This is a genomic window from Bacteroides sp., from assembly GCF_030151085.1.
Lineage (GTDB): Bacteria > Bacteroidota > Bacteroidia > Bacteroidales > Bacteroidaceae > Bacteroides.
Window position 1 is genome coordinate 1 of record NZ_JASLER010000020.1, and the last position, 26,329, is coordinate 26,329.

General features: G+C 38.1%; 18 protein-coding genes and 1 tRNA gene. 5 read left to right on the forward strand and 14 right to left on the reverse strand.

Going from position 1 to position 26,329, the window contains the following annotated elements:
* Positions 1 to 205 precede the first annotated feature (205 nt).
* From Q1W14_RS04020 to Q1W14_RS04070, 11 genes are all read right to left on the reverse strand, one after another.
* On the reverse strand, positions 206 to 979 hold the full coding sequence (locus Q1W14_RS04020) for a glycosyltransferase family 25 protein (protein ID WP_300699486.1): 774 nt from the start codon (positions 977 to 979) through the stop codon (positions 206 to 208).
* A gap of 16 nt (positions 980 to 995) precedes the next feature.
* Entirely contained in the window at positions 996 to 1,961 is a 966-nt protein-coding gene (locus Q1W14_RS04025; RefSeq protein ID WP_300699487.1) for a glycosyltransferase family 10, read from the reverse strand.
* Between the two features lie 15 nt (positions 1,962 to 1,976).
* Positions 1,977 to 3,698 carry an ABC transporter ATP-binding protein gene (locus tag Q1W14_RS04030; RefSeq protein WP_300699488.1) on the reverse strand — a complete coding sequence of 574 codons (1,722 nt, stop codon included), beginning with the start codon at positions 3,696 to 3,698 and terminating at the stop codon, positions 1,977 to 1,979.
* Positions 3,695 to 4,753 carry a glycosyltransferase gene (locus Q1W14_RS04035; protein ID WP_300699489.1) on the reverse strand — a complete coding sequence of 353 codons (1,059 nt, stop codon included), beginning with the start codon at positions 4,751 to 4,753 and terminating at the stop codon, positions 3,695 to 3,697. The genes Q1W14_RS04030 and Q1W14_RS04035 overlap by 4 nt, the downstream gene beginning before the upstream one ends.
* A 451-nt stretch (positions 4,754 to 5,204) precedes the next feature.
* Positions 5,205 to 6,380 carry a hypothetical protein gene (locus Q1W14_RS04040; RefSeq protein ID WP_300699490.1) on the reverse strand — a complete coding sequence of 392 codons (1,176 nt, stop codon included), beginning with the start codon at positions 6,378 to 6,380 and terminating at the stop codon, positions 5,205 to 5,207.
* Entirely contained in the window at positions 6,367 to 8,706 is a 2,340-nt protein-coding gene (locus Q1W14_RS04045) for a DUF2339 domain-containing protein (protein WP_300699492.1), read from the reverse strand. Before Q1W14_RS04045 ends, Q1W14_RS04040 begins: the two co-directional genes overlap by 14 nt.
* A 78-nt stretch (positions 8,707 to 8,784) precedes the next feature.
* Positions 8,785 to 10,335, reverse strand: coding sequence for a M64 family metallopeptidase (locus Q1W14_RS04050; protein ID WP_300699494.1), 1,551 nt, complete (start codon positions 10,333 to 10,335; stop codon positions 8,785 to 8,787).
* A 344-nt stretch (positions 10,336 to 10,679) separates the two neighbouring features.
* Positions 10,680 to 11,504: an arsenite methyltransferase gene (gene arsM, locus Q1W14_RS04055; RefSeq protein ID WP_300699496.1), complete on the reverse strand. Its 825-nt coding sequence runs from the start codon at positions 11,502 to 11,504 to the stop codon at positions 10,680 to 10,682.
* A 54-nt stretch (positions 11,505 to 11,558) separates the two neighbouring features.
* Positions 11,559 to 11,885, reverse strand: coding sequence for a metalloregulator ArsR/SmtB family transcription factor (locus tag Q1W14_RS04060; RefSeq protein ID WP_300699498.1), 327 nt, complete (start codon positions 11,883 to 11,885; stop codon positions 11,559 to 11,561).
* A gap of 168 nt (positions 11,886 to 12,053) precedes the next feature.
* On the reverse strand, positions 12,054 to 12,887 hold the full coding sequence (locus tag Q1W14_RS04065) for a fimbrillin family protein (protein ID WP_300699499.1): 834 nt from the start codon (positions 12,885 to 12,887) through the stop codon (positions 12,054 to 12,056).
* Positions 12,888 to 12,915: 28 nt separating this feature from the next.
* Positions 12,916 to 13,800, reverse strand: a complete 885-nt coding sequence (locus tag Q1W14_RS04070; protein WP_300699501.1) for a fimbrillin family protein — start codon at positions 13,798 to 13,800, stop codon at positions 12,916 to 12,918.
* Positions 13,801 to 14,005: 205 nt separating this feature from the next.
* On the opposite strand from Q1W14_RS04070, the gene Q1W14_RS04075 reads away from it, so the two are divergent.
* Both Q1W14_RS04075 and Q1W14_RS04080 read left to right on the forward strand, forming a co-directional pair.
* Positions 14,006 to 15,511, forward strand: coding sequence for a glutamine synthetase family protein (locus Q1W14_RS04075; RefSeq protein ID WP_300699503.1), 1,506 nt, complete (start codon positions 14,006 to 14,008; stop codon positions 15,509 to 15,511).
* A 90-nt stretch (positions 15,512 to 15,601) separates the two neighbouring features.
* Positions 15,602 to 15,689, forward strand: a tRNA-Ser gene (locus Q1W14_RS04080).
* A gap of 77 nt (positions 15,690 to 15,766) precedes the next feature.
* Here the strand turns inward: Q1W14_RS04080 and fldA are convergent.
* Positions 15,767 to 16,276 (reverse strand): flavodoxin FldA, encoded by a 510-nt coding sequence (gene fldA, locus Q1W14_RS04085; RefSeq protein WP_300699505.1) that lies wholly within the window; start codon positions 16,274 to 16,276, stop codon positions 15,767 to 15,769.
* Between the two features lie 265 nt (positions 16,277 to 16,541).
* On the opposite strand from fldA, the gene Q1W14_RS04090 reads away from it, so the two are divergent.
* The 3 genes from Q1W14_RS04090 to Q1W14_RS04100 all read left to right on the forward strand — a co-directional run bounded on the left by Q1W14_RS04090 (position 16,542) and on the right by Q1W14_RS04100 (position 20,200).
* Positions 16,542 to 17,006: a DUF3592 domain-containing protein gene (locus Q1W14_RS04090; RefSeq protein WP_300699507.1), complete on the forward strand. Its 465-nt coding sequence runs from the start codon at positions 16,542 to 16,544 to the stop codon at positions 17,004 to 17,006.
* Between the two features lie 81 nt (positions 17,007 to 17,087).
* A complete protein-coding gene (locus Q1W14_RS04095) occupies positions 17,088 to 17,411 on the forward strand; it encodes a thioredoxin family protein (protein ID WP_300699508.1) in 324 nt (107 codons plus the stop codon).
* A 197-nt stretch (positions 17,412 to 17,608) separates the two neighbouring features.
* On the forward strand, positions 17,609 to 20,200 hold the full coding sequence (locus Q1W14_RS04100) for a glycoside hydrolase family 2 protein (protein WP_300699509.1): 2,592 nt from the start codon (positions 17,609 to 17,611) through the stop codon (positions 20,198 to 20,200).
* A 95-nt stretch (positions 20,201 to 20,295) separates the two neighbouring features.
* Here the strand turns inward: Q1W14_RS04100 and Q1W14_RS04105 are convergent, their stop codons facing one another.
* Positions 20,296 to 25,254 (reverse strand): hypothetical protein, encoded by a 4,959-nt coding sequence (locus Q1W14_RS04105; RefSeq protein ID WP_300699510.1) that lies wholly within the window; start codon positions 25,252 to 25,254, stop codon positions 20,296 to 20,298.
* 8 nt (positions 25,255 to 25,262) lie between these two features.
* On the reverse strand, positions 25,263 to 26,329 hold a 1,067-nt coding region (locus Q1W14_RS04110; RefSeq protein ID WP_300699512.1), incomplete at its 5' end, for a toll/interleukin-1 receptor domain-containing protein.

Genomic DNA, 26,329 nt, shown 5'->3' on the forward strand with positions numbered 1-26,329 from the left:
CCTGCACATCAACAAGATCAAAGTAATCCAAAGTACCTTCAGGAAGAAGAAGGCGATAACCATTTAACTCCATAATCAATTAATTTGCAGGCAAAGATAAAAAATTATAATTTTATCCCCTCAGGTTTTTACATTGATCCAATCTAATTATGTAGAAATCGTAAAAGCTTTTTTTACTCATAGCCAATAATATATTCTCACTAGTTTAGGTATAAAAATTCCGATCAATTATCCTACCATACTTCAATGCTAAACGACAATATATTAATTCTGAATAAATTCTCAAGCGTTGTCTGAATGTATAATTCAATTTCTTTTCTTTTGCTTCTTTGCGTTCCTCTTCTATCAAACTTCGCAATACAGCATTATCAGAAAGTTCATTTGTAATGTTTGGATAAATAGATCTTACTTTCAGCCCCATACTTCGTATCACTTGATAGTCGTCGGCAACGATATCTTCTCGATTCTTTTTGAGTAGGCAGTTGCAGGCTTTCTGATTAATCAAGTAAGAATAAGTTCCATACGCAATGTGCACAGGGTAGGCAGTATATTTCAAGCCGAGTTTCTTAGGCTGGTTGTAAAGTAAAGATTTGGATGCGAACAAAACTATGTCAGCTTTCTCGTCTTTTAGTAAACGTATGCCTTGCGTAAGGACATGCTCTGTATCTTCAGGGCAGATAAAGGAGATATCATCTTCCAGTATCAGAGCGTATGGTTCGTCTGCTTTAAGTAAGTGCTCATAGCATTTGCGATGGCTTAAAATACATCCTATTTCTCCTTTAGCGGGAGGACGACGATAACGGTCGATAAACTTTTCAACATTAAAAAGTCGATTGATATCCTCCTCTTTCATTTGTGTTCCGTTGATAGCATCGATCCACTCTACATCCATAAAAGTAAATCGATGGACTTCTTGAGTCATGTGCCTCTTTCGCTCAATGGACTCTTTGAGGTTGATGATATAGGTTTTTATTCTCATATCGTTTGGTCTTGCATTATTTGTGGATCAGTCGCCTTAATTTGTCATAATTCCTTTTTGCCAACCACTTGAAGGGGTGTTGAAGTTCTTCTTGCTCTCTGTTATATAATTTCACTCTTCCATACATTGTTCGGCGACGAGCTTCTGTTAGGGGGATGGTAAATATGGATGCATAGAACTTTAGAAGGCGCTCTTTCTCTTTCCGGCGGAACTCTTCAAAGCTGTTTCCGTGAAGATAGAATGGTGCTGTAACTTTTTCCAGATATGCCTCGTCGTCATTGTCTAAACGAATAATTTCTTCAATTGCTTCTTCCATGCAGGAATAATTCATCAGGTTGATGAATGCCCTCGGATTGTAATCTGAATCAATATGAGGATTACCCCAATAAGCAGGCAAAGAGTGGGCAAGGAAAGGATGATATATTTTTTCCGTAGTGTAGCCTGACGCACTTGAGTTCTCTATGGCCAAACTAAATTTATATTGTGCCTGAAAGTCTATTTTAGCTTGGCGCGTAGGCGGCACACAATAACCTATATTATTGAACAACGGACCCCCACAATCGACCTTCTTATACTTGGATAATTCTTGCAGAATAAGTGTGCGATAAGGGGCAGAGCAACTATTGTTGGAATAGATAAAGTTACAAAACTTCCGGTTCAGCAACTCTTCAGGCGACAACGGAGGTAGCGGCTTTTCTTGTTGGAAATTACAGTAATCTCGAAAGCTTCGACCTTTATATTCAATTTCGGAATAAGATATGGCATAGTCGCAATCGTTAAAGTTTGGTTCTATGTTTTCGCCGCACCAAAAGATTTTAATGCAAGAATTGTACTTGTAATGGTCATGTCCAAAGCAAGAATAGAATACATAATCGGGATTGTCGAAGTCTATTACCACATGATAGTACTCAAATAAATAAGGAATACTTGTAGGATCGAACGGTTCCCATAAATCGACAAAGGCACATCGTATTGTGTTCATCTTCTTTCCTTGGAATTAGTTTTGTATCTCTGTGATGTCTATAATCCGGCGGCAGATGGATAATGATTCTGCCCGATGGGAAATAACCAGCAGAGTTAAGTCTTTGCACTGCTCCGCCAAATAGAGTATGGCCTGATTGATAGCTTTCTCGGTGTTTTCATCCAAGGAGGAAGTCGCTTCATCGAACAGTAAAATCTCCACATTCTTATACAATGCTCTCGCAATGCCCAATCGTTGACGTTGACCGCCGGATAACATACATCCGCCTTCACCTATAAAAGTATCTACTCCCTGCGGCAAAGAGTTGACAAACTTATCGAGAGACGCCAATTTTAAAACTTCATGAATGCGTTTAGGGTCTGACGATGAGTCGCCGACACTCATAACGATATTGTCTAAAAGAGAACCTTCTATCATAAATAGTTGCTGAGATACATAACCTATTTTATCATGCCAGGATTTCATGTATTCCTCGGATAGCAGGACGTTGTCTACGGTAATATTTCCCTCGTCCGGTTGCAGGAAGCCTAACAGTAAGTGAAACAGTGTCGATTTCCCCGAACCCGATTCTCCCTTGATGCCAATGAAGTCTCCTTTTTTAATCTTCAATGAAAGATTTGTGAGCACCGGATTTATCTTGTCGTAAGAGAAACTGATGGAATTATAACTAATAGAGTCTTCAAAAGTAATGTCTTTGGAAGGTAGACTGTTTCTTCGCCCCTCTGTTTGTTCCACTTCGTTCAGTAAGTCCAAGGCAAAAGTGTTTTCACGCATTGTGAAATAGTAACCGCTACCTTTTATGATACCCGGTAATATGCGGTAGATGGCTATCACAAATATGCCGATAATAATTCCTAAAGAAGGTAGCTGGAGTAATTGCGTTGCCAGAATGAGAACTATGACTGAACAGACCACTGCCAACTCCAATACACGTTGTAAAGTGGTGCTTAGTACCATCTTCTTTACTGAATAATTATTTTGCTGATTCAATAACTGAGCATACTTCTTGTTTGATGCCTCGAAAGAGTTGCTCATTTCCACATCTGTATAGCCTACAAAAGTTTGTTGCAGCAGTTTATTCTTTTCGGGTATAATATGATATAGAAAATCACCATACTTCCTCATTCTTGTACGCGAATAGCGATAATATATCCAGGAAATAGGGACAAAAGTCAGGAAAGCGAGTAGAAAAACATACGGATTGAAAAGTATCAACCCTGTGAGAATGGTTAGGACAACCAGAACCTCGCATATAAGTGAGGTCAACGGAATAAAATAGCCTTGAATCAGATACTGTGCCACGCCATTTATCTGGTTGATAAGGCGCAGGCTATTATGCTGTTTTATATATAGAAAACCTTTGCTGTAATATAACTTATACAGACGCAACGACAAATAGTTGGAAATCTCAAACAACCGTTTGTTTTGTGTATATTGCATATAAGTATTGAACAGAGTACGCCCCAACGAAATGAGGAACACTACCAGGCAAACCGTTACAATAAAGGTCTGTTCGCTTTCAAAGCCCCCTTTCTGATAGAGCAGGGCAAAGAAATGATTTTGCGAAATGCTGTCTTTATCGAGCACCAGTAGTAGGACAGGCAATAGGATGCCCAGACTTAAAAGATCCATGATAGCCATGGCAAATGTACTTGCACTTGCCTTGGTCAGTTTATACCTATACTTCTTAGGTAATAACCTATATAATTGAAGGATGACTGTTGGTGTAAAGTTCATTTGTAAGAGATGTTTTTGCTTTGCGAAGTACTCCTGTGAAATTTAATGATATTGACTTGGTCTCTTATAAGTATCTTGCGGACTAAAGTCTCCAGTATGGCATAGCATCTGAATCCTTGCGGCAGGTATTTTATGAGTAAGGCAGCCGGCCATCGCTTCCATCGGATAGATACTAGTTGCTGCAAAGAGTATTGTTGCAAATTGTTTCTTATCAAGCAGCATAGCTGGTTCTTTTCTTCGGTGTCGGATATGTTGTTGGTAACTGATACATATATTGCTGTGCATGCCATAATGTGCAGGCTATCAGCAAAATTTTTCAATTCAGGATAATATTGCTTTATCTTTTTGCTTTTTATAAAGTGTGCATCAAGTTGGTCTTCTAAGTTTTTTGCACTATACGTGTGGCAAGTCGAATCCTCTCGCTGATAGTAGTAATAATGAGGTGCAGTTACGTATACTATCTTCCGGCATCTGCTTAGGATGTCTACTATTATATACGTGTCTTCGAAGAAGCGACCTTCAGGGAACTTGATTTGGTCAAATAAGTGCCGTTTATATAGTTTATCACAAGGTCCATTTTTTATTTGGTGCTGCTTGCCGGCAGACAATATGGCTTCTTTGCTTGTAAATTCTTCTACGTATTCAGTCAATTGCAATTTTTGAGAGTAAATCTCTTTGTCTGTAGCAATATATATCCCACAAGCTGCCATATCGGCTTCACGATTAATCAATTCGTTATAAAGGCATTGGTACATATCGGGTGAGATCCAGTCGTCGGGGTCGATAAAACCGATGTATGTTCCCTGGGCTTGTGATAGTCCGATATTTCGGGCGGCGGAGACTCCTTTGTTTTTCTGATGAATCACTTTAATGCGTGCATCTTTTGGAGCATACTCATCACAAATAATCCCGCAATTATCTGTTGATCCATCATTCACCAAAATAATTTCAAGGTGTTGGTAAGTTTGCACCAATATGCTATCGATGCATTTCCGTAGATAAGGTTCTACGTTATATATGGGAACTATTACTGTTATTAGCTCTCTGTTGCTCATTGTTTAGTAGCCTTCGAAGATCAGTCTTTCTATTATAGCTCTCTCTTTTTATTAATTTCGGCGACAAAGATAATAGAAACTATTGTTAATTAAGCTTGAACAAATGATAATAGCACAAATGATTTTCTCCAGAAGAACAATATACAGAGATGCGGGGAGTTAATATATAAATTCCTGGATATTAACTGAAAAGTTTCTTGATTTACTAATTAATCTCTGTTCACAGTGTGCGAATACAAAAACGCAACGCTCGGATATGAAAACGCAACGCTTGAACATGCGTTCGCAACGTAAGAATAATGTGAGTTCGATATGAAGTATGTTTTTATATAGCCTTTTCATAGTGAATAGACATGACCCAATCTTTTCATACAAGAAGGAGAACGTGATTAAATGCAAACATTATCACATTGTTCTCTCTTATAAGATACGTTCTTGATTGTTCCTTCTTTTACTTCATCAGTTTCTTCACCATTACTAATATTTGCAGAATAACGACCACGATAATCAGCCAGATTCCGTAGGTTTTGAGGAAGTAAAGCCACAGGGAGGAGGATTCGGGTTGTTCTTCTGTTCCGGTTATTTGCTCAATCTTGCCTAATTGCAAGTGGGGGATGCTGTCAGATATCTGTTGCTCGAAGGATAGGTCATATTGCGGAAATGTTGCGTCTTTTTCTCCATAAGTCAAAGTGTAGCGATCTCCTTTCTTCAATGCCGATACAAGGTAGAATTTACGGATGTAAGACTTGATGGAGTCGATAACTAAAGGTTGGTCGTCTCCGTTAAATATGGACATTTGCAATGTGTCAGCGAGCATTTCTACTGGAATAATCTGTGGCATGCCGTTTTGATGGGAGAGGGTACCGACCGATGCTACATAAGGAAATTCAACTCTCAAATCTCTGCTGAAGAATCGGGGTGAAGAGATAAAAAAAGCGAGGCGATCAATCTGATATTTGAAAGGATACACCAAATGTATTTCAGTTTGTTTTCCTTGCTGCTCTATTCGGATTGACTGCAAGGGAACTTCCAGTAAGTTACGTTTGTGGTAGTTTTCATCCTTCATTCTTCCTGCTTCCATGATATTTAGTGGCGCTGAGAGTGAGTCGCTTATATCCATTTTATAGTATTTATAATCCGACAGTGGGAATGTAAGATTTAGAAGAGCTTCTGTCTGACTATTATTGCTGATGTTACTTAGCAGGAAACGGTCTTTTACGACGAACCACCTTTTGTTATCATTGCTGCCCGAGAGCGTCGCCTTTTTCTTTACATCTGCATTTTTTATTTTCAAGATAAAAGAGGAGAGAGGAGTACTGTCGGTGGTAATCAATATATTGGTCCGGTGAGGAGCAGAAGTGACAGTTGTCTGAAAAGGCACGAATTCGCTACTTTGATCGGAATGAATATCTTCTTTCAATAGCCAGGCTATTTCTTGGTTTTCACTGTTTTTAATACGAATGTCGGCAAAGTCGGTGCGGGTGGCACCAAGCACTTGATGGGGTAAATCAATGGCATAGAATGCATCTGCATCGACTATGGGCAGTGCTACTTTATATGTGGGTTGTGCCCATGCTTGACCTATAGTCAGGCAGCATAGAAGGACTATTGCGTTAATTGGCTTCATTCTCATCATCTTTAAAAAGTACATTTTTTAGTTTCTGGTAAAGGAAGGATAACACCAATAGGATAAGACCTAAAATGATGAATACTATAATCTTCCCTACAGTGGGCATTGCCCAAAGGTCAATTAGTACTAGTTTTAGTAACACGATACCGAAAGTAACCAGACTGATTATACGCAAAACCTTTTGGTGCAACTTCATACCTAATCCCATTTGTACAAATCCGGCACTGATCAGCGCGATGGAGAATGCTGCTGTCAAGTCATTTAGTCCCGTTTGCAAGAAAAGTAGTTGCAGGATGTAAACCCAAAACAAGGTAGACACTATGTTGAGGTAGATGGTGTATCGTGGTTGCATACCGTTGGCTTTGTAGTATTGGCGTGATACGTCATACAGATTGGCTATGATAAACAGTACATTAACCCATGCCAGCAACGGATTGGTTCCGGTCAGTTCGGAGTAGTGTGCATAAGCAAAGATAACAAACAATAGCGTATTGCTTCCTGTAAGTAATTGATAAATACCAGCGTATCGACTGATGGGGAAACGTTTCCTGAAACCATAGCAATATGCCGTGATGCATCCGGATGTAAACAACATCATCACTTCGGCATTTGTGCCCGAGGGGAGGTGCAGGCTGAACTCTCTCATGAATGTATAATAGAGTATAAGGATGGAGAAGACACTCATTAGAGCGTTCCAGGGTGAGTATTTCAAGAATCGAGCTCCTTCGAGTGAAGTACGCTGGCGGGACATAAGCCATGCAAATGCACCTGTTGCTAATCCCATAAACAGCGAAGTGGCAAATTGGCTGTTGATAAAAATATTTTCGAGATGGCTAGAAGAGTAAACAATCGAATGAAACACATCCATCACAAAAGAGATGAGAGTGAGACATACCAGTATGAGTGTGGCATATTCGTACACCCAAATTCGAGATTTGGCATAGAGCCACAACAACAGTACCATTTCCGATGCCCAGAATAACGTGATGTAGTTGCCGCTTAGCTGGAGGGGGACAGTGATTGATACGAAAGTAAGCACAAGCCCCAGCATGGCATAGATAAGCAACAGGTAATCTTGTTTACTTTTGCGTAGCCAAATAACCAGGGCTAAGTTAATGATTGCAATAAACAAGCTCAGCAGACCTTCTGCCTCGAATGGTAACGCCATACATCCGAGTAGGAAAATACCAAATCCGAGGAATGTAAAGTTGTTCGAAATAATGACGGATAATAGTAATCGGTTGGTTTTAGTACTTGCCGAGTGAAGTATGGAAATCGTAGGAAGCAAGAATATCAAATAGAACAAAGTACAAAATAGAAATAAAATACCTGCCACTGTGGGAGGGAATTCCTCTGAGGTACAGTTTTCTATGTAGCCCGCCATAATCACGGAAGTGAATACGTATGATAGAATAGGAAGTTCACTCCATTTCTTATAAATAGAGAGACAGAACATACCAATATTCAATATAGACAGATAAGTGAAAAGAACCATGTAGTTGCCTTCACCGCTGCTGACAATGAACGGAGCAAGAAAACCACCTATAAGCGAGATAATGGCCAGTTCGCGCCTGTCATACAGAATGGCAAGTATGGGCATCAGTATCGTAATAGCTATAAGGATGAGAAATGCTGATGTTTGTGAAAACAGATGATAGTAGTGGAAAGCGATGGCTACCGTAAGATAGAAAACACCGAAAGCTCCTCCGGCCAGCAGTGAACTGAATGTACGGTACTTCTTTTGCAGGCGTCCGGCGGTGGCAAGCAGTGCCGACCCTGCTAAAAAGCCTAATACGGTGCGTAGTGTCTCGTTAATCCAGTCTTTGTCAATGGCGTATTTTACGAACAAGCCGATGCCTATCACAAAAACAAGAATTCCGATTTTACCGAAAAGGTTTTCGCCAATGAACTTCTCATAATTGATTTTTCTTTTTGGCTTTTTGGGTATAATGGGAGCAGGTCTCTGAATTTCTTCAAGCACAGACTCTTCTTCAAACGTAGGTTCTTTTTCAAGCTTTTCAATCACCTCATTCTCGACTTCTGCAACTTGTTCCTCTTCCGGATACTCTTCTAACAATATGTTCCCTATCCGGGAAACTTCTTCTTTTTCCTTGGCATTATTGCATTGATACTCTTCTTGCGGTAGGGTGGCATTGTCCGGAGAAGCACCTGGCTTTTTGAGTGAATTACGTAATTGTAATTTGACTTGTTCAAGCTCTTCTTCTATTTTTCTAAAGCAATTACCGAGCCTGTTTAGCAATATAATAGGCATTATTAGTATATACAATATTAATAATACGCCTAAGAAGAAGAATCCGTCCATTGTATCACCATTATTTAGTAAACGCTACAAATATAGAGCTTTCTATTAACAATTGCCATATAAATATTAATTGAATGTTTAACGAACTATTGTATTAGATTTATCCATGATACGAATAGGAGGTGCTAATGGTTTGAAATTCTTCGGCGTAATTAAACTCCGTGTAAATGGCGATGTTTTCTGTACATCTTTATCAAAGAACTTTTGGTAAGTCAGTTCTCCCTCTCCAGTTGCCTGAAGTATTCTTTCTACTATTAGATACCGGCTTTGTGTGTTGAAGTACGGTCTGTTATCATCCATGCAACTGATATCTTCCGAGCGCGTAACACCTTGGGGATAGTAATACCCTCCTTCGAAAATACCAACATGTGAATACTCCGGCTTCCCGATAAACCTACTCCAAGGTACTTGTTCTTTCGTATAATAAGGAGAGACATTTAAATTGTAATTATACTTTTGCCATGCTAGTAAATCGACCTTCTCTTCATCTGGAATAGTAGTATCATAAGCTATGTATTCATCAGCAAGTCTTCCAAAACCGTGACCGCCGAATTCATGGCGAACTACATTGGGAAATTCTATTGTGTAAAAAGACTCTTCCGGATGGGGGTGAGAGACTGGTATCATTGCAACACTTTTTCCATTGCTTATCGTATAGCAAGTGCCTGCATAAGTGTTCTCGTTAATAATTACACAGATTGATGTGTTTTCTAAGTCTTCCTCTGTAATGTCAGGATTAAGAAGAGCATAGTAGAAAACTTTATCATAATCACACTCTACACCGGTTCCACCAGTAAGTCTACTGGAAAAAACCGTGTTTTTCCAGATATTATCAACTTCGCTGCTCATTCCGGTTTCTTTAGAAAAAGCTCTCATCTTATAAACTGAAAAATATTCTCTGTATGTTTTATAGGGCTCAACTGCGAATAAAGCTTCAATGGCTTCGTCAGCATTTTGATCGAATAGTCCTCCATCATTAAAGTGGCTGGGAAGATAACCGTCTCCGGTGATTATCAGTTTAATCGGATGGGCTTTTTTACTGGTCTGATATATAGTATAACCTCCATATTCATCATTTTCTGACTCAATAATAACAGGAATTAATGCTTGTATTCCCGAAAACTCAATGGATAGTGTAAAGGATTTACTATTGTGTTTGTTATGGTCGTTCACTTTAACTTGAATACTTCCATTTCCTTTTCCCGATAGAGGTGAAATGCTTATCCATTCAGGCCAATTCTGATCTGTGATTTCCCAGTTTACATCAGAAGTAATAGTCAGTTCGTGACTAGTATCTTCAGGATTGAATACCAGTGATTCGGGGGTGATTTCAAATGTCAGAGGAGATTGTTTTATTTGTACTGTTGCGGTTGCCCCTTCTCCTGTTATAGTTAAACTGGCATTTCTATTTTGGATTGTTGCATTAGGAGATGCTTTGATTGATACTTTCGTAGTGCCGGCCTCTCCGTGCGAGGGTGAACATTGGATTCCCTCTTTGTCACCACTTAAAGAACTAGTCCAACTTACATTGGAGGTGATTATTAGTTGAGTTTCACTTCCGTCATTGGTTAGATTGATTTCTTTTTCATCTATTTCTATCGACGCTTTTTCTTCCTTACTACATGACAAAACTGTCAATCCAATAATGAGAATGAGGGCTAATTTTGAGATTTTGCTTATCATACTTGTATCTGTTGTTTTTGTTTGGTATGTGATATTAGATACAAATATAGATAAATTTTGATTATTTCTATATTCTTTAGGTAATATCCCCGCATACCTTTTAAAAAAAATCCGAAAAAGGACTGATTAGAGAAATTCAGGTGTTCGCCTTGCATGGTGTGCAAAATACAGTATAAAATCTATGAAAGTGAGTATTTGCGGGTGTCGGGACATCTTAAACCCTAAATATGGACTGAGGTTATTCTATATTAGAAGAATTTCATAGATAATCTTACTGTAGCCGTGTGTTATTACTTTTTTTTACCTGTTACTGTTATGGAGTAAATTCCAACATTACCCGATTTATACTTTTGAATTGTATCTTCATCCAAATGCTCATGGAGTACCTCATCGGGAATAAGAACAGTTTTGGTCCTTTCAATATGGATATTCCTGAAATCAGCTTTTTCTATTTCTTTAAGATAGTCTTCCCTCTGAATAGCACTTGCAATACATCCTGCATACATAGCTGCATTATCGGTAAACTCTTTGGGAAATACCCCATTAAGTACAACATCCGATATGCAAAAATGTCCTCCCGGTTTTAATACCCGGTAAATCTCTTTGAAAATAAGGTCTTTCTGGGGAAGCAGATTCAGTACACAGTTGCTCACAATGACATCTGCCGTATTGTCCTGTAACGGCATATTCTCAATGTCTCCTTCTAGGAATTCCACATTGGTATATCCTCGTTTTAGTGCATTATTGCGTGCTTTTGCTATCATTTGGGGTGAAAAATCAATACCTATGACTTTACCTCCTTCACCAACTTCCGCACGAGCGATAAAACAATCATTTCCCGCTCCTGAACCTAAATCGACAACGGTATCGCCTTCACGGATACCGGCATACTGTGTAGGCAATCCACAACCTACTCCTAAATCAGCATCAGGCTCATAGCCTTTTAGCTTCGTATAGTCTTCACTCATAATCGTGAATACTTTCTTCGATGGGGCTGCCGGATTTCTGCCACAACAACAACCTTTTGGCTCATCGACATTCAAGGCGAGCTCACTATAACGCTGCTTCACCAATTCCTTTAAATCTTGACTATTTTTTATTTCTATCTTTTTCATACTGTCTTTTATTTTATTTGATACATTTTGTTTATTAATAGATAAAAACTGCTTTTACTCACAGCAGGATGGTTCTGTACATTTACAATCTCCCCAAAATGCTGCAAATAATTTATGGGCACGCTTCCAATTTTCCTGATTGATGCAATATCGAACTTTCGGTGTTTCAATTTCGCCTTGGATTAACCCCGCATCTTTCAGTTCCTTTAAATGTTGCGAAACAGTTGCTTTAGCAATGGGTAATACTTCATGAATATCCCCGAAAAAACAACTATCTTGCTTAGCTAAGAAACTAAGAATAGCCATTCGTGCTGGGTGACCCATAGCTTTTGCAAAACGAGCCATCTGTTCTTGCTCTTCTGTATACTGTTTAGTTTTCACTTTTTATCTCCTTTTCTTGTTTGTTGTTCGCAAAACAACGAATAATTTTCTAATTGACAAAATAGAATAGACGATATTGTTCTATTTAAACATTCTTTAGGCGAAGTATATAAATAGCGTATTGACATAAGGAGTATGAAATGATGGTGTTTGGGCATTTTAATAATGTTAAAGTGCTATTATATAAGCCGTTCCGGCAAGGAAATTTCCGGAAGTTGGTTTTATTAGATACCGTCGTGGTAATAGCAACCCTAAGATGGATGCTTCGAGTGTATAGCTGGGGACATTGGCAGGAACCATTAGTGAATTGGTAGCTGTTAAACTGACTTTATTGAAAACAAAGTCCGAGACGGAACTTCCGTAAGTTATAACTCCTGTTTCTATATTCATAGCTCCTGTATTGGGTACTGCCAGTATCTTGATACTCGAAAGGAGTGATCCTAAGACAGAAATATTGAGTTGAATCTGAGTTAATTTGTGATTGAAAGCCAGTGATACCGTAGCTCCGGGAGTATTGCTTCCACTGGGTGTACTGACGGCATGCATGATGTCTTCTTGTCCGGTAATTGTGAAATTAAAGATAGGAGCCGTACCACTACCGGGAGGAGTAATATAATTGCTTCCACTGGTAGCCGAAGTATAAGGGTAATATCCATAAAAAATAACTTTTCGGCCTCCCATCGGATAATAAAGCTTGGGCGAAAAGGTTAGTTGATTACCACTAATACTGCTCGGAGTAGTGTTTGATAAGAGGGGAGTTGTTGTCCATGGAAATGTACCGGCCGTACTACCTTCGGCTACTTCGTAAATGCCTAGTGTATTGACATTAATATCACTGATACTATTGACAATAGCACGTGTGTGTGGATTTGTTTCGGCAACAGCAAGCCGAATTGGAATGGGGAGTTCCTCATTGCGGGGGAACTCCTCATCTATATCATTACTACAGCCTAATAGTAGCAGTAATGTAATACTTGCCAATAGCAGGGCGAATTGCTTCATAGCTAAAGTACATACGGTAAAATTAAAGTTACTGTATAGTCGAAGAACCTGTGCCTCCGGTAACCCACGCTGTAACGATGGCAGTAGCTGTAATTTCTTTAGGTGTAAAGGTAAGCGTGATATTATGTGCTTTGCCAGTTTCGGTGGTTAAAGTGACGGTTACATCGGGATAGGTTACACCATCGGCAATAATCCCAAGTATTACACTTGTAGTTCCACTTTTTACCATCGGATAAATCGTAGCTGTTGTTCCGGGGTCACCAGTGATGGGATAAGTACCGGTAAGGGTGAAACCACTTCCCACAGGATTGTAAGTAACAGTTCCATCAGCTAGACTTAATGAAGCAGGAGTTTGTTGGTTCTTTACACTGATACTGGTTACATTCTTTCCGGAGGCAGGGAATCCGCTACCCGCTTTGAAAGTAAACTGTAATTGGGTCAAAAGATGATTAAAAGTAAATCCGAGTGCTCCACTAGTTGTTTTACTACCGCTGGCTTCTCCCGTAATCATGACGTCGTTGGAACCATCGGTTTCCGTGAAGCTTACAGTATTCCCTGCTATCGTTCCGGCAGGATAATAACCTTTGATGTATACTGTACTACCATTTGTAGGATAATATTGTGAGGGTGTAAAAGAAAAAGGAGCAGATGCTGATGTTGCAGCTGTAAAAGTGCCTGTAGCATTCCATAAATTGCTAGTGTAATCACCGGTTGATGCTGACGCTACAAACTTTGCAGTAACAGATTGGCCGGTATTGACCGGAGCTCTTGTCTGAATATCGAATATACCAGCATTTAATTTTATTTCTACCGGGGATTCTTTGGGGGGGACAGAGCTACAATCATCGTCATTGTCGGAGGAACATCCTGCCAACAAACTAGTCAATATGGCTAAAAACATAAACTTCTTCATACATCAAGGCTTTTTAATTGGTTAATTACTAATTTAGACAGGTTCTAAAGAATGCTTCCCTGCTTTGCCGAATAACAATAGTTGTCGGTAAATGTTTATTGTATTTCTCTGGTTGGTAATAAATTGAATGAAGAATCTTTCTTCTTGGAATGGAAGTTCAGATAATTTTATTTATTTTTGTTTCTTACTTACAAATAATAAACTTATGAAAACTCAAAACTTCTCCATGACCGCCAATGAATTGGTGGCAGAACTTCAGAAACCAGCTTCTGAATTTACGAAAGCAGACATTATTTCCTATATCAAAGAGAATGAGATCACAATGGTGAACTTCATGTATCCGGCGGCGGATGGTCGGCTGAAAACATTGAATTTTGTTATAAATGATGAGGCTTATTTAGATGCTATATTAACTTGTGGTGAACGCGTGGACGGCTCTAGCTTATTCCCCTTTATTGAAGCAGGAAGTAGCGATTTGTATGTTGTCCCCCGTTTCTGTACGGCTTTTAACGATCCATTTGCCGATAGGCCTACGCTTACTATGCTCTGTTCTTACTTCAATAAGGATGGTGAAATGTTGGCAAGTTCACCGGAATATACTTTGCGCAAAGCCTGTAAAGCATTTACCGATGTGACGGGTATGGAATTTCAAGCTATGGGAGAATTGGAGTATTATGTTATTTCGGAAGCATCCGATTTGTACCTGGCTACCGACCAACGAGGTTATCATGAGTCAGCTCCGTATGCCAAGTTTAATGAATTCCGTACCCAATGTATGATGTATATAGCTTCTGTTGGCGGACAAATAAAATATGGGCATTCAGAAGTAGGTAACTTTACCCTTAATGGCAAAATCTATGAACAGAATGAAATAGAATTCTTGCCGGTGCGTGCCGATTATGCTGCCGACCAATTAATGATAGCCAAATGGGTGATTCGTAACTTGGCTTGCGAGTATGGATATGAGGTAACATTTGCTCCTAAAATCACTGCTGGAAAAGCCGGTTCAGGACTGCATATACACATGCGTATCATGAAAGATGGGCAGAATCAGATGTTGAAAGACGGTGTGCTCTCTGAAACTGCTCGTAAAGCTATTGCGGGAATGATGGAGCTCGCACCTTCTATCACTGCTTTCGGCAATACTAATCCAACTTCTTATTTCCGTTTGGTTCCGCATCAGGAAGCGCCTACCAATATCTGTTGGGGCGATCGTAATCGTTCTGTATTGGTACGTGTTCCGTTGGGCTGGTCGGCAAAATCGGATATGTGCATGTTGGCTAATCCACTGGAAACACCGAGTAACTATGATACTACACAAAAACAAACAGTAGAGATGCGTTCGCCGGATGGCTCTGCCGATTTGTATCAGCTTTTGGCAGGGCTTGCTGTAGCATGCCGTCATGGCCTTGAGATGGATAATGCATTGGAGATTGCCGAAAAGACCTATGTCAATGTAAATATTCACCGTAAAGAGAACGAAGATAAACTCAATCAACTGGCACAATTACCTGATAGCTGTACAGCATCTGCCGAATGTTTGGCGAAACAGCGTGCGGCTTTTGAACAGTATGGTGTATTCAGCCCGGCAATGATTGATGGAATCATTAATAAACTACGTTCATATAATGATGGAAATCTTCGTAGTGAGGTAGAAGATAATCAGGAAGAGATGTTGAAACTTGTGATGAAGTATTTCCATTGCGGTTAAAATAAGCTCTTTTCAAAGAAATGACCTAAAATTCACGGCCTCTATTTGGTATATTTATTTTTTGTACTACCTTTGCGCCCGGTTAATAAAGGAGAGATGCTCGAGTGGTTGAAGAGGCACGCCTGGAAAGCGTGTATACTCCAAAAGGGTATCCGGGGTTCGAATCCCCGTCTCTCCGCAAAATTGACCGGACAAAACCGGAAAACAAATAGTCAAGTCCCACAAATTCAATTTTTGTGGGACTTTTTTTATCTCTTACTCCTCTAAACTGGTCAGCTCTGTGGTCCAGGTTGCAATGCGTTCGGCTGTTTTATTACTTTCGTTCACTTCATCAAGGGCAAGTCCTACAAATGAACCGTCCACAACAGCAATGGAGGAGGAATAAGAATACCCGTTTGTACTTACCTTGTTACCGAGGAAAGAGCAGTTACTATCTTTTAGTTCTTCGTAAAGCAAACCGATGCCGTCGCAGAAGGTATCACAATAAGATTCGGAATCTCCACAACCAAACAAGGCAATACTCTTGAAAGAAAGATCTGCTGTTTTCATCACCTTTACAGCATCATACCAATCGTCTTGAAGTTCTCCATCTCCCCAAGTCGAAGTTCCCAGAATTAATAAATCATACTCCTTTATTAAATCATTACTCAGCTTGTCCGCGCTATATACATCACTTTGGGGGATATTCATTTTTTCGGCTATCTGATAAGCCAAATCTTCACAGGTTCCGGTACTGGAGCCGTAAAAAACACCTATTTTCTTCATATTACTAAGTTAATTAATTATTCATTGCAAAATAAACGCTTTAGCACAAAATATGAAATACCCATTTGTAGGGTTTTCTTTGGCTAAAAGGCAATATTGTATCATGCTTCGCTAATAATATATCATATATGTTCCAAATTTCGTACATTTGTTTCATATCCGAAAAAAAATAGACTCCCTCCCAAAGATTTGTATAATTGAAGTGTGAGTCGTATCTTCGCTTTAGATTTTAGTAAACACAATTAAATAATCAAAGAATAAGTATATGGAAGACATGACAGACTTGGCAATGATGATATTGATACCTTTTTTCTGTATTGGAGTGATTTTTATCGGAATGGGATATGTGATCAGGTATTTTATGCAAAAACGACTGCGACGGTGTAGCGAAATGGTATCGGGTAAAGTTGTTGATACTGATCTGTTTAGTGTGAAAATGAACAGACAAGTGAGGAAAGAATTTTATCGTCCGGTAATCGAGTTTACAGTCGGTAAAGAAGTGTTTCGGGCTGTACCTCCCAACGGAGCTGTGAAAAGAACCTATGCTATTGGAGAAGATATATTGATATACTATAACCCTCACAAGCTGGATGAAATAATAATCCGTCACGAATATGAGAAAGAAATAAGAAAAGTTTTTTTGATTTTCCTCATTGTAGGGCTTTGCATTCCTATACTGGGTATTGTATTGGGATGGCTCGTATTTATGCTGATGGACAATTTTATATGATCCTAATTCTATGCTATGTTTCAAACTTTTCTTCATTCGATATTGTTTGAAAGGAGAATCAATCATTTAAAATATATCGATATGGAAGAAAAGAAAGAAGCTCGTGAAGAACGGAATAAGGAAAAATTGGCAAATGCTGATTGGGTCATGGCTGAGTTTTATGCGACGTGGTGTCCTCATTGCCAGCGTATGCATCCCATTGTCGAAGAGTTTAAGAAATCAATGAAAGAAGTTCTGGAAGTAGTGCAGGTCGATGTCGATCAAGAAAAAGCTCTTTCTGATTTCTATACCATCGAAACGGTTCCTACATTTATACTTATGAGAAAAGGTGAACAACTTTGGCGGCAATCCGGCGAACTTACTTTAAAAAGACTGGAGAAAGCCGTAAAAGATTTTGTTGACTGATATCGCGTAGATTATTCCTGTTAAAAGTCGGAGGTCTTGTAAGTGCATGCTTATAGGACTTCCTTTTTTTTATGTTCTCTTAGTTTGGCTGCCTGAATTTAAATTCAATATTGTATCATATTTCGCTAATAGCATATCATAATATATGTTTCAAATGTCGTACTTTTGTTTCTATTGAAATTGAAACATAATAACTTATGAAACACATTCTTATGAAACTTAAAACAGCCGTAATTGTCGTTGGTTTATTATCGGGCAGTGCATTGTCTGCCTCCGTCCCGTTAGTGAAAAACTTGCATGAAGGTTGGAGGTTTAAACAAGCAAGATTGACTAATTGGTATCCGGCTACTGTGCCGGGAGTAGTTCACACAGATTTACTGCAAAACAAGATTATTGAAGATCCGTTTTTCCGACTGAATGAGCGGGGCTTGCAATGGATTGACAAGGAAGACTGGATTTACGAGACTCGCTTTTCTTTGTCTTCTGATATGATGCAGAAAGAAAATCTGGACTTGGTATTTGAAGGATTGGATACCTATGCCGATGTCTATCTGAACGATGAATGTGTATTGAAAGCAGATAATATGTTTCGTCGTTGGTCGCTTCCCGTTAAGCAGTATATTAAAGAAGGAGATAATGTATTGAAGATTTATTTCCACTCACCAATAAAGATCGATGTTCCTAAATGGGATGCATTGCCTTATCATTATCCGGCTTCCAATGACCAGTCGGAAAACGGTGGGTTGCTTGATAAGAAAATCAGCATCTTTGCCCGTAAGGCGGGGTATCATTATGGTTGGGACTGGGGCCCTCGTTTGGTTACTTCCGGTATTTGGCGACCTGTATATATTAAAGCATGGAGTGACTCACGTATCAATGATGTATTTATTGAGCAGAAGCAGGTAAATGCAAGTAAAGCCGTGATTGTCGGTCATGTTGAACTGAATGCTGACAAAGATATAAACGGCGCTATGGTTACTGTAACAGATGAGGCTACCGGAAAAGTGCTTGGCAAGCAGCAGACGGATTTGAAGAAGGGAAGTAATCAGGTCACAGTGAACTTCGTACTTACAAAACCTAAACTTTGGTGGAGCAACGGACTGGGCGAACCCTATCTGTATCGTTTTCGTACAGATGTTACCGCTAATAAGGAAATCCTGGATTCAAAAACAGAGAAAGTCGGCATTCGTTCTTTGAAGGTGGTACATCAACCTGATAAAGACGGGCATACCTTTTATATAGAATTAAATGGACGTCCTGTATTTGCTAAAGGTGCTAACTATATTCCTTGTGATAACTTCCTGCCTCGTGTTACTCCCGATATTTATAAGAAAACGGTTCTTGATGCTGCCAATGCTAATATGAATATGCTTCGTGTTTGGGGTGGAGGAACATATGAAAATGATCTTTTCTATGATTTGTGTGATGAACATGGCATTATGATCTGGCAAGACTTTATGTTTGCATGCAGCATGTATCCTGCCGAAGGTGCTTTACTTGAAAGCATTCGTCAGGAAGCTATTGATAATGTAAAAAGGCTGCGTAATCATGCATGTATCGCTTTGTGGTGTGGCAATAATGAGTGCCAGGATGCTTGGGTAGGTTGGGGTTGGAAGCCGGAAATAGAAAAACAAGGTAAGGAATATGCAGATAAAGTTTGGGCGCAATATAAGCAACAATATCATGTGACTTTGCCGGAAGTGGTAAAGGAATATGCTCCTGAAACATTCTATTGGCCGTCGTCTCCGTTTGCTTTTGAAGGAGAATCGTCCGGAACAACTGACGGTGACCGCCATTATTGGAGTGTATGGCATGGCAAAGTGCCTATCTCGGATTATAATAAAGAGAAATCCCGCTTTTTCAGTGAATACGGTTTCCAGTCATTCCCTGAATTTGAATCGGTAAAGCGTTATGCTCCGAATCCGGAGGACTGGGACATTCGTTCGGAAGTAATGATGTCTCATCAACGTGGTGGAGATCATGCTAACGGATTGATCGAAACCTATCTGCTCAATGAATATAAGACACCACATAATTTCCAATCTTTCCTATACATGAACCATGTATTGCAGGGAGATGCCATAAAGACAGCTATCGAGGCGCATCGTCGCCAGATGCCTTATAATATGGGAACTCTCTTCTGGCAGCATAATGATTGTTGGCCGGTTGCCTCATGGGCAAGCCGCGACTACTACGGACGATGGAAAGCACAGCACTATTATGCCCGTAAAGCTTTTGAAGATATATTGATTTCTCCGATTGTAGAGGGAGATGATTTGAAAGTATATGGTGTATCTGACCGTATAAAGGGTGCTTCCGGAAAGTTGCAAGTGCAAGTGTGTGGATTCGATGGAAAGGTTATCCATAATTGGAGCAAATCCATTAGTGTTTCCGGCAATTCCAGTCAGGTCTGCTTTTCTGCTCCATTGACCGAATTGCTGAAAGATACTGAAAAAGGAGATGTGTATGTCCGCGTGGCTTATGCTGATAAATCCGGCAAAGTCTATGATAATAACTACTACTTAGGCAAACAAAAAGAGATGAACTATCCGAAGGTCAATTTGACTACAGAGGTTCAACCCATTGAGGGAGGTTATGAGGTTACGGTTTCATCGGATAAGTTTGCCCGTGCGGTCTTCTTGTCTATTGCCGATAACGAAAGCTTGTATAGCGATAATTACTTTGATGTTCAGCCGAATGGCAGTGTGAAAGTGCAGGTTGTCACTCAGCTACCTATCGATAAATTTAAGGAGTCGTTGAAGCTGACTTGCTTGAATAATGAATTTTAGATTACTGCTTATTTAATAAATTCGGAGACCATATTATCTTAAAATATGGTCTCCGATCAAGTATTGTTTTTGCCATTTTGAAAGATCAAGACTAATTATGTATGTTTTATATACTCATCCAGTGCTTCGAAGGCAATTTTAAACGTTTCTTGATTTACATCCCATCCTAAGAAATGGAAGCCCATCTTCCCAGCTGGAAAATCGACAGAAATACATTCTCCTATATGGGTCAAATTAGGACCATCATGTTCAATGGGTAGTAAAATTAATTGTTTGGGGTTATCAAGTGCGTGTTTAACTACATCTTTAATCATATCTACCTCTTCAGTCATATTCCAATTTTCAAATTGTAACACAAGATAAGTCCCGGTCAATCCTAGTTTCTTTGCCAACCCTTTTCCTTTTTGACGAGCTAATATCATGGTATACATAGCTCCCATTTGGCGGGCATTGTAAGAAAAGACATTTTTATTGTTGCTAGAAGATAAATTTCTCTTGATTGTTTTAATTTTGGATTTAAAAATACTCTTGAGAGACTTTTTGGGTAAAACTTGTTCTCCTTTACTATTATACCATATACGAAATTCATCTCCTGCAAAATCTTTTATTTTATCAAAATAAGCATAACCATAATCATTCATATGTTGATTCCCATGTCGATCAAGGCTTATTAATCTTATGATTGTTTCATCATCAGAATATTTTATAATGGTTCCATAGTCTCCGTAATCATCTGCTACAAGGTTCTGTTTTAGGTCTAAATTAAGGAAACAGTCAACCCGTCCAAGCTCATCTAAATTTCTTTTTTGCGCATAATATCCCTTCTTGTTTATATGATAATTACCACACTCGTCAAGACTATAAACGGTTTCACAATCTTCCTCTTTTTGATAATTCTTACCATAATCTCCCAATTCATCCGATAAGTTTACTGTGTTCTTTTTGTTAATATCGTAATAATATTCATAACGGTTAGTTTCATCAAGACTTTTCCATTCTTCTGTATATGCATAACCTTCGTTGTTCTGGTGAATTAACCCATTTTCATCCAAGGAGCCTGTAATTTTTGCTTCATCTGAAAGATATTCATAACTATAACCATAGTTTCCTTTTGCATCTTTAAATGGTTCTCCTGTAGAGGTGAAATACAACTCCTTCACATTTTGACCACTATCATTTGTATAGCGTTTAATTTTTGAATATCCTTGCTGATTATCATGTGGCATCCCATTACTATCTAAACACGTCAAAGTATATGAATTTTCATTATCGTCGTATGAATATTCTAATCCATAATCTCCATCTTCATCAGCGATTAATTCCATGGATTTTCCATAATATAACATTTTTAAGATGCGCTCTTTGGCATCTTCCTCAAAATATTTATAATATGCTCCAAATTCATTAGGGATTGGTATATTGTCAGCATCCATATAGTGTACGTAGTAGGCATTGATTCTATCTTCATTGTCTACATATTCCTTGACTCCAGCAGTTCCAATTAATTTCTTTTCATAATTGAAATCTTGTTGGAAAATAATTCTCCCTTTAGAGTCAAATCTTTGTTCTCTATATGCAACTCCCGAAGAATTGTCGGCTGGCTCACCATTTTTATCAAGATATACTGTGGTTTTTGTGCCATTATTCTCATCGTACTCATATTTGTATCCGAAACTACCATCGTTTAATACGATCGGTATTTTATCAACATCATAGTATATCGACTTAATCATACGGCCTTGTTCGTCTACAATTTCTTCTAAATAACAATATCCACAATTATTTCCATTACAAGGCTCGCCATTTTGGTCAAGTATTGTTGTGGTCGTAATTAGCCCGTTTTCAGAATAAGATTTTTGTAGATTATAGTCTCCATCCTTGTCTATTACAAGTTCGTGCTCAAGGTTCTTGTAGCAGATTTTGATTAATCTATCATTTTTATCGAAGGTCTCTTCTTTATATGCCCAACCGAATGCAAACAAAATAGGCTGTTTGTGTTCATTATGAATCGTGGTAATTACTAACTTCCCGTCACTTAATCGGATTGTTTCTTTTATGAATGCAAAGCATCCTTGCCCAATAGCAGGTGTTCCATTAATGTTGTAATAATATTGACTTTCTTTATCAGGTTCTTGTGTTGTTACTACAACACACACACCATCCTTATCTTCCATAGGGTTTCCTGATTTATCAATATTAATACACTTCGTTGTATTATCATCTACGTATTCTACCGCATGTCCATATATGCCTTCATTGTTAGACATTGGATGACCGTGGATGTCGTAAAAACATTCCTTTATAAGCCTATCTTCATTATCATTCCATTTCCGAACAGCAAAATATCCGTTCGAACAAGGAATAAATTGATTATTAGAGTTTACGAATCTTTGTAGAATAGGTAAATCATCCGGACTCTCTAAGTCGTACTCAATCGCATCCACCTCGTAATCTTCATTTAGTATTCTTTCTCCAGAAGCATTTAGGCATCCTATTCGCAAAATATGGGTTCCTTCTTTATTAAAATCAATCCAGATTCCGCTTTGAAAAATGCCTGATGCACTATAAAATTTTATCTGGTTCAGTCTACTTAATGAATCATGATTCCAGCGTTGTTCAGCTATATTGTCAGTAGATTGAACAAATACGCCATCTTTGTCTATATTCTTTAATCCTATAACCTGATGATTTTCATTGAATATTATGGTAATGCTGAAAACACCATCTTTGTCATTGATATATTCATTGTTTTGTCCCAGATAATAATTTTGGGCTGTCAAGTTATTGTTATCATATACAGAAACAGTTCCATAAACATTGTTAGGAGACTTCCAAGGGGTTCCATTTACGTCATAATAAGTTTCTTTATATTGTCTTCCTTTATCATCATACTCCATTCTTATTGTAACATACCCATCAAAATCAGGGGCAAGATTACCTTCTCCATCCAAATTATTTAGTTCTGTAAGCTGAAAGGAGTCCTCGTCATATCTTAGCCTTTTTTTACAAACACCTGTAATAATTTTAATTGGTTTTCCATCATAATCAATGAAAGTACGTTCTATTTCATTCCCACCAATATCAAATTTTGAATCAAATCCGTAATTACCATGAAGATGTGGACATGGAATTTGAATCCCATTATCCTTTTTAAAGAATCTTATTCTAACAGGGTTGTCATGATCGTCATATTCAGTTTCAACAATTGAATATCCATCGATGTTTATTGTAGGGTTTCCATTATCTCCCAGGTATGTACGCCTAATTTCTCTGTTTTGCTCATCATAATCTATATGGATACCACAAAAACCACCATAAATATAGATTGGTGTCTCATAATTGATATTTCCATTTTTGATATCTCTTCCATAGAAATTTATATCAGAAATTATATTATCATTATATTTCAAAGATACTGCATATACTCCATCTGTCGTGCAGGCTCTTTGATCCTGCTTTAAGAAAGACATTCTGTAAGTCGCATCTGTGAGTAATGGATCTCTGAAAATTTCTTGACTGCCTCCTTCTACTTCGTTTTCTTTAAACATTTCATCAGAAATAGTATTTCTAAATATTATTCCCACATAAAGTAAATTATCAGCTTGATATTTACCTAAGCATTTGCTCATCGTTCTAAATTCTCCAAAATCCAAAGCATTATCTAACAATCTACGTCCTTTTTGGGTCAAAACATTTAGACTACTCAATCGCTTTTGCTTATTATACTCACGATTTCTTATGATGCGTTGTTCTTCTTGTTCCGCTAATAACTTGTTTTGTTCTTCTTCGTATGCCTTAATAGCTTGTTCAGCCTCTCTGATCTCTTTACGCTTTTTGATGATAGGACATAATATGTCATGGATAAATTCTACTCTATACCCGTCTGATGTTGAGTATTTCCGCAATAGTTGGCACTCAATTAGGTCGTCAATATAATTTTTCCCTATTTCTTTGCAAATAATTTTTAGAGACTTGTTTTCTCTACGGTATTCTTCATTAAGAAGGCAATCTTCAATATGCTCAATGATATCAGTAGGAATATCTTTTATACAATTCAAATAGAAGGTTTCAATGATTTCCCCGCTTTTTTGTTCAACTAACGTGGCTGTAATGGTTTCTTCTGTTTTTTCCTCATATAAACGATTAAGGTATAAGGATAGAATAGCTGAATCTACATCTATTTCAGGAACGCCATCAATATTGAAATCTTTTCTATTGGTTACTTTTTCAATTATTAACTTAGCAACCTCTATTGACACTAATCCTTGACGAGGTTTCTGAATAATTTCTGCAGCTTGTTCCTCATTAATAGGTCTGAGCCCATAACGATGTTGCCTTAAAGACGGAATAAATGCAGTATGGAATTCAAATTCCGACAGAAAATCTTCACGTAATGTAAATAAAAAGTGTATTTCGTTGTCGAAGACATATTTGTTGCTGTTATCTTCGACCTCAAAATCTATATCATCTAGATCTGTAGCAAAATTATCTGCTGTAGTAAAAATTATATCTTCCTTTATTGTATTATTGTTCACCTTACTATTACTTATCGCATTAGGAATTACATCATTCAAGAAATCAGCCATTTCTTGGAAGAAGCTCAATCTTAATTTGGTATTTTGTTGTAATGTGAAAATTTCCTCAAACTGGTCAAATATGATCAATAGTTTTATTCGTTCGCCTTGTTGGTTGTAGAATTCATTGCAATGAAAAAACTCCCAAAGCAACTTACATTCTCTTTGGGGAGAAAGTATTTTCTTGACATCAATCTTATCATTTATGAGAGAATCATATATTTGTGTAACGTAATCTTTGGCTTCTTTATGCTCAAGACGTATATAGATGGGGTGTACACCGCGTCTGCGTGCGGCAGGTATAATTCCGGCATTTATAATAGATGATTTACCAACACCGGAACGTCCATATAAGATCGTATCAGTATCATTTAATACTCGTTGAGAAAGACTTCGAATATCTTCATCGCGACCATAAAGGACTTCTCCTTCACGATACGCTTTTAATCCTAACCATGGATTTGAATTAGCATTACTCATAATCATTTCTACTCTTGGCTTATTGTATGAATAATTTTCTCTGCAATATTTTGTAAATCACCGTCTTGCTTAAAAATAATAGCATTGCGTTGCTGTATCTTGTCTGGAATAGCAGCTTTATAAAAATCGAATCCCTCCTCTGATATAGGGATTATATATTTTCTGCCTAAACTATTTCCAACCGTGATAGCTTCATCCCATTCATTGCGGTAAACATGTGGATCATTTTTTTCCTCTTCAATATGATGAGTGAATAGTGGGATAAAATAGCGTGCTGTACGAATGCCTTGCTTTATTTCCTCGATAAAATTTCCACCATAACTTATATTATTACGATCATACCAAACTCGTTTACCCATTTGGGTGAGTGCATTATATAGAGATTCTGCTATTTCCGAATCTGAACGGGAGTATGAAATAAAAATATCTGTATGATTTTCAACCTTATCGAATTTGGTTGTTTCATATTGTGCAAGTCTTTCTGCTAAACGTTTTTTTATTTGGTCTATGATTTCTTTAGGGTTCTCTTTTAAGAAGGTATGATTTCGCTCTAAAAAATGATGGAGTTCATCATCTGCTTTATCGTATGCATACAATCCTCCACCTCCATTTAGTTCTCTTATATTTCCTGACTTTCTAATTGAATACCATATAAAGCGAAAGAGCCAATCAGAATAAGTGTTTCCTAATATTAGAAGATACTTATTCTTCAATTTGTCGGCCAGGTTTTTAGGACGTTTGACATCAGACAACCAAGAAGAACAGAAGTCAAGCATATCTGTATCGGATAAAACATACCTTTGGGAACCTTCACCAACCTTACCGAACATATAGTAAATAGTTGGTTTTCGCATGTCTGTTCCTCCTTTTATATCATGATTTTCAGATGGGTTATTATTAAATCTCATCACCCGCAATTCATTACCCCATACCTCACGCATTGCATCTTCTACTAGAGGAGTAAAAGATGTTGTGATTACAAAAGGAAATTGACGAATGCTAAGCAACTCTTTTAATATCCCGGATGCTATAAACTTTTTGTGGGCAAAGATCTTATTCATTTGCGCATATATGC

Bases quoted from the DNA above. Each gene is read 5' to 3' on its own strand.
- fldA (WP_300699505.1), bottom strand. From the start codon at position 16,276: ATGAAGAAAATAGGTGTTTTTTACGGCTCCAGTACCGGAACCTGTGAA.
- Q1W14_RS04025 (WP_300699487.1), bottom strand. From the start codon at position 1,961: ATGAACACAATACGATGTGCCTTTGTCGATTTATGGGAACCGTTCGAT.
- Q1W14_RS04070 (WP_300699501.1), bottom strand. From the start codon at position 13,800: ATGAAGAAGTTTATGTTTTTAGCCATATTGACTAGTTTGTTGGCAGGA.
- Q1W14_RS04095 (WP_300699508.1), top strand. From the start codon at position 17,088: ATGGAAGAAAAGAAAGAAGCTCGTGAAGAACGGAATAAGGAAAAATTG.
- Q1W14_RS04040 (WP_300699490.1), bottom strand. From the start codon at position 6,380: ATGAAGCCAATTAACGCAATAGTCCTTCTATGCTGCCTGACTATAGGT.
- Q1W14_RS04075 (WP_300699503.1), top strand. From the start codon at position 14,006: ATGAAAACTCAAAACTTCTCCATGACCGCCAATGAATTGGTGGCAGAA.
- Q1W14_RS04045 (WP_300699492.1), bottom strand. From the start codon at position 8,706: ATGGACGGATTCTTCTTCTTAGGCGTATTATTAATATTGTATATACTA.
- Q1W14_RS04065 (WP_300699499.1), bottom strand. From the start codon at position 12,887: ATGAAGCAATTCGCCCTGCTATTGGCAAGTATTACATTACTGCTACTA.
- arsM (WP_300699496.1), bottom strand. From the start codon at position 11,504: ATGAAAAAGATAGAAATAAAAAATAGTCAAGATTTAAAGGAATTGGTG.
- Q1W14_RS04035 (WP_300699489.1), bottom strand. From the start codon at position 4,753: ATGAGCAACAGAGAGCTAATAACAGTAATAGTTCCCATATATAACGTA.
- Q1W14_RS04105 (WP_300699510.1), bottom strand. From the start codon at position 25,254: ATGAGTAATGCTAATTCAAATCCATGGTTAGGATTAAAAGCGTATCGT.
- Q1W14_RS04030 (WP_300699488.1), bottom strand. From the start codon at position 3,698: ATGAACTTTACACCAACAGTCATCCTTCAATTATATAGGTTATTACCT.
- Q1W14_RS04020 (WP_300699486.1), bottom strand. From the start codon at position 979: ATGAGAATAAAAACCTATATCATCAACCTCAAAGAGTCCATTGAGCGA.
- Q1W14_RS04090 (WP_300699507.1), top strand. From the start codon at position 16,542: ATGGAAGACATGACAGACTTGGCAATGATGATATTGATACCTTTTTTC.
- Q1W14_RS04100 (WP_300699509.1), top strand. From the start codon at position 17,609: ATGAAACACATTCTTATGAAACTTAAAACAGCCGTAATTGTCGTTGGT.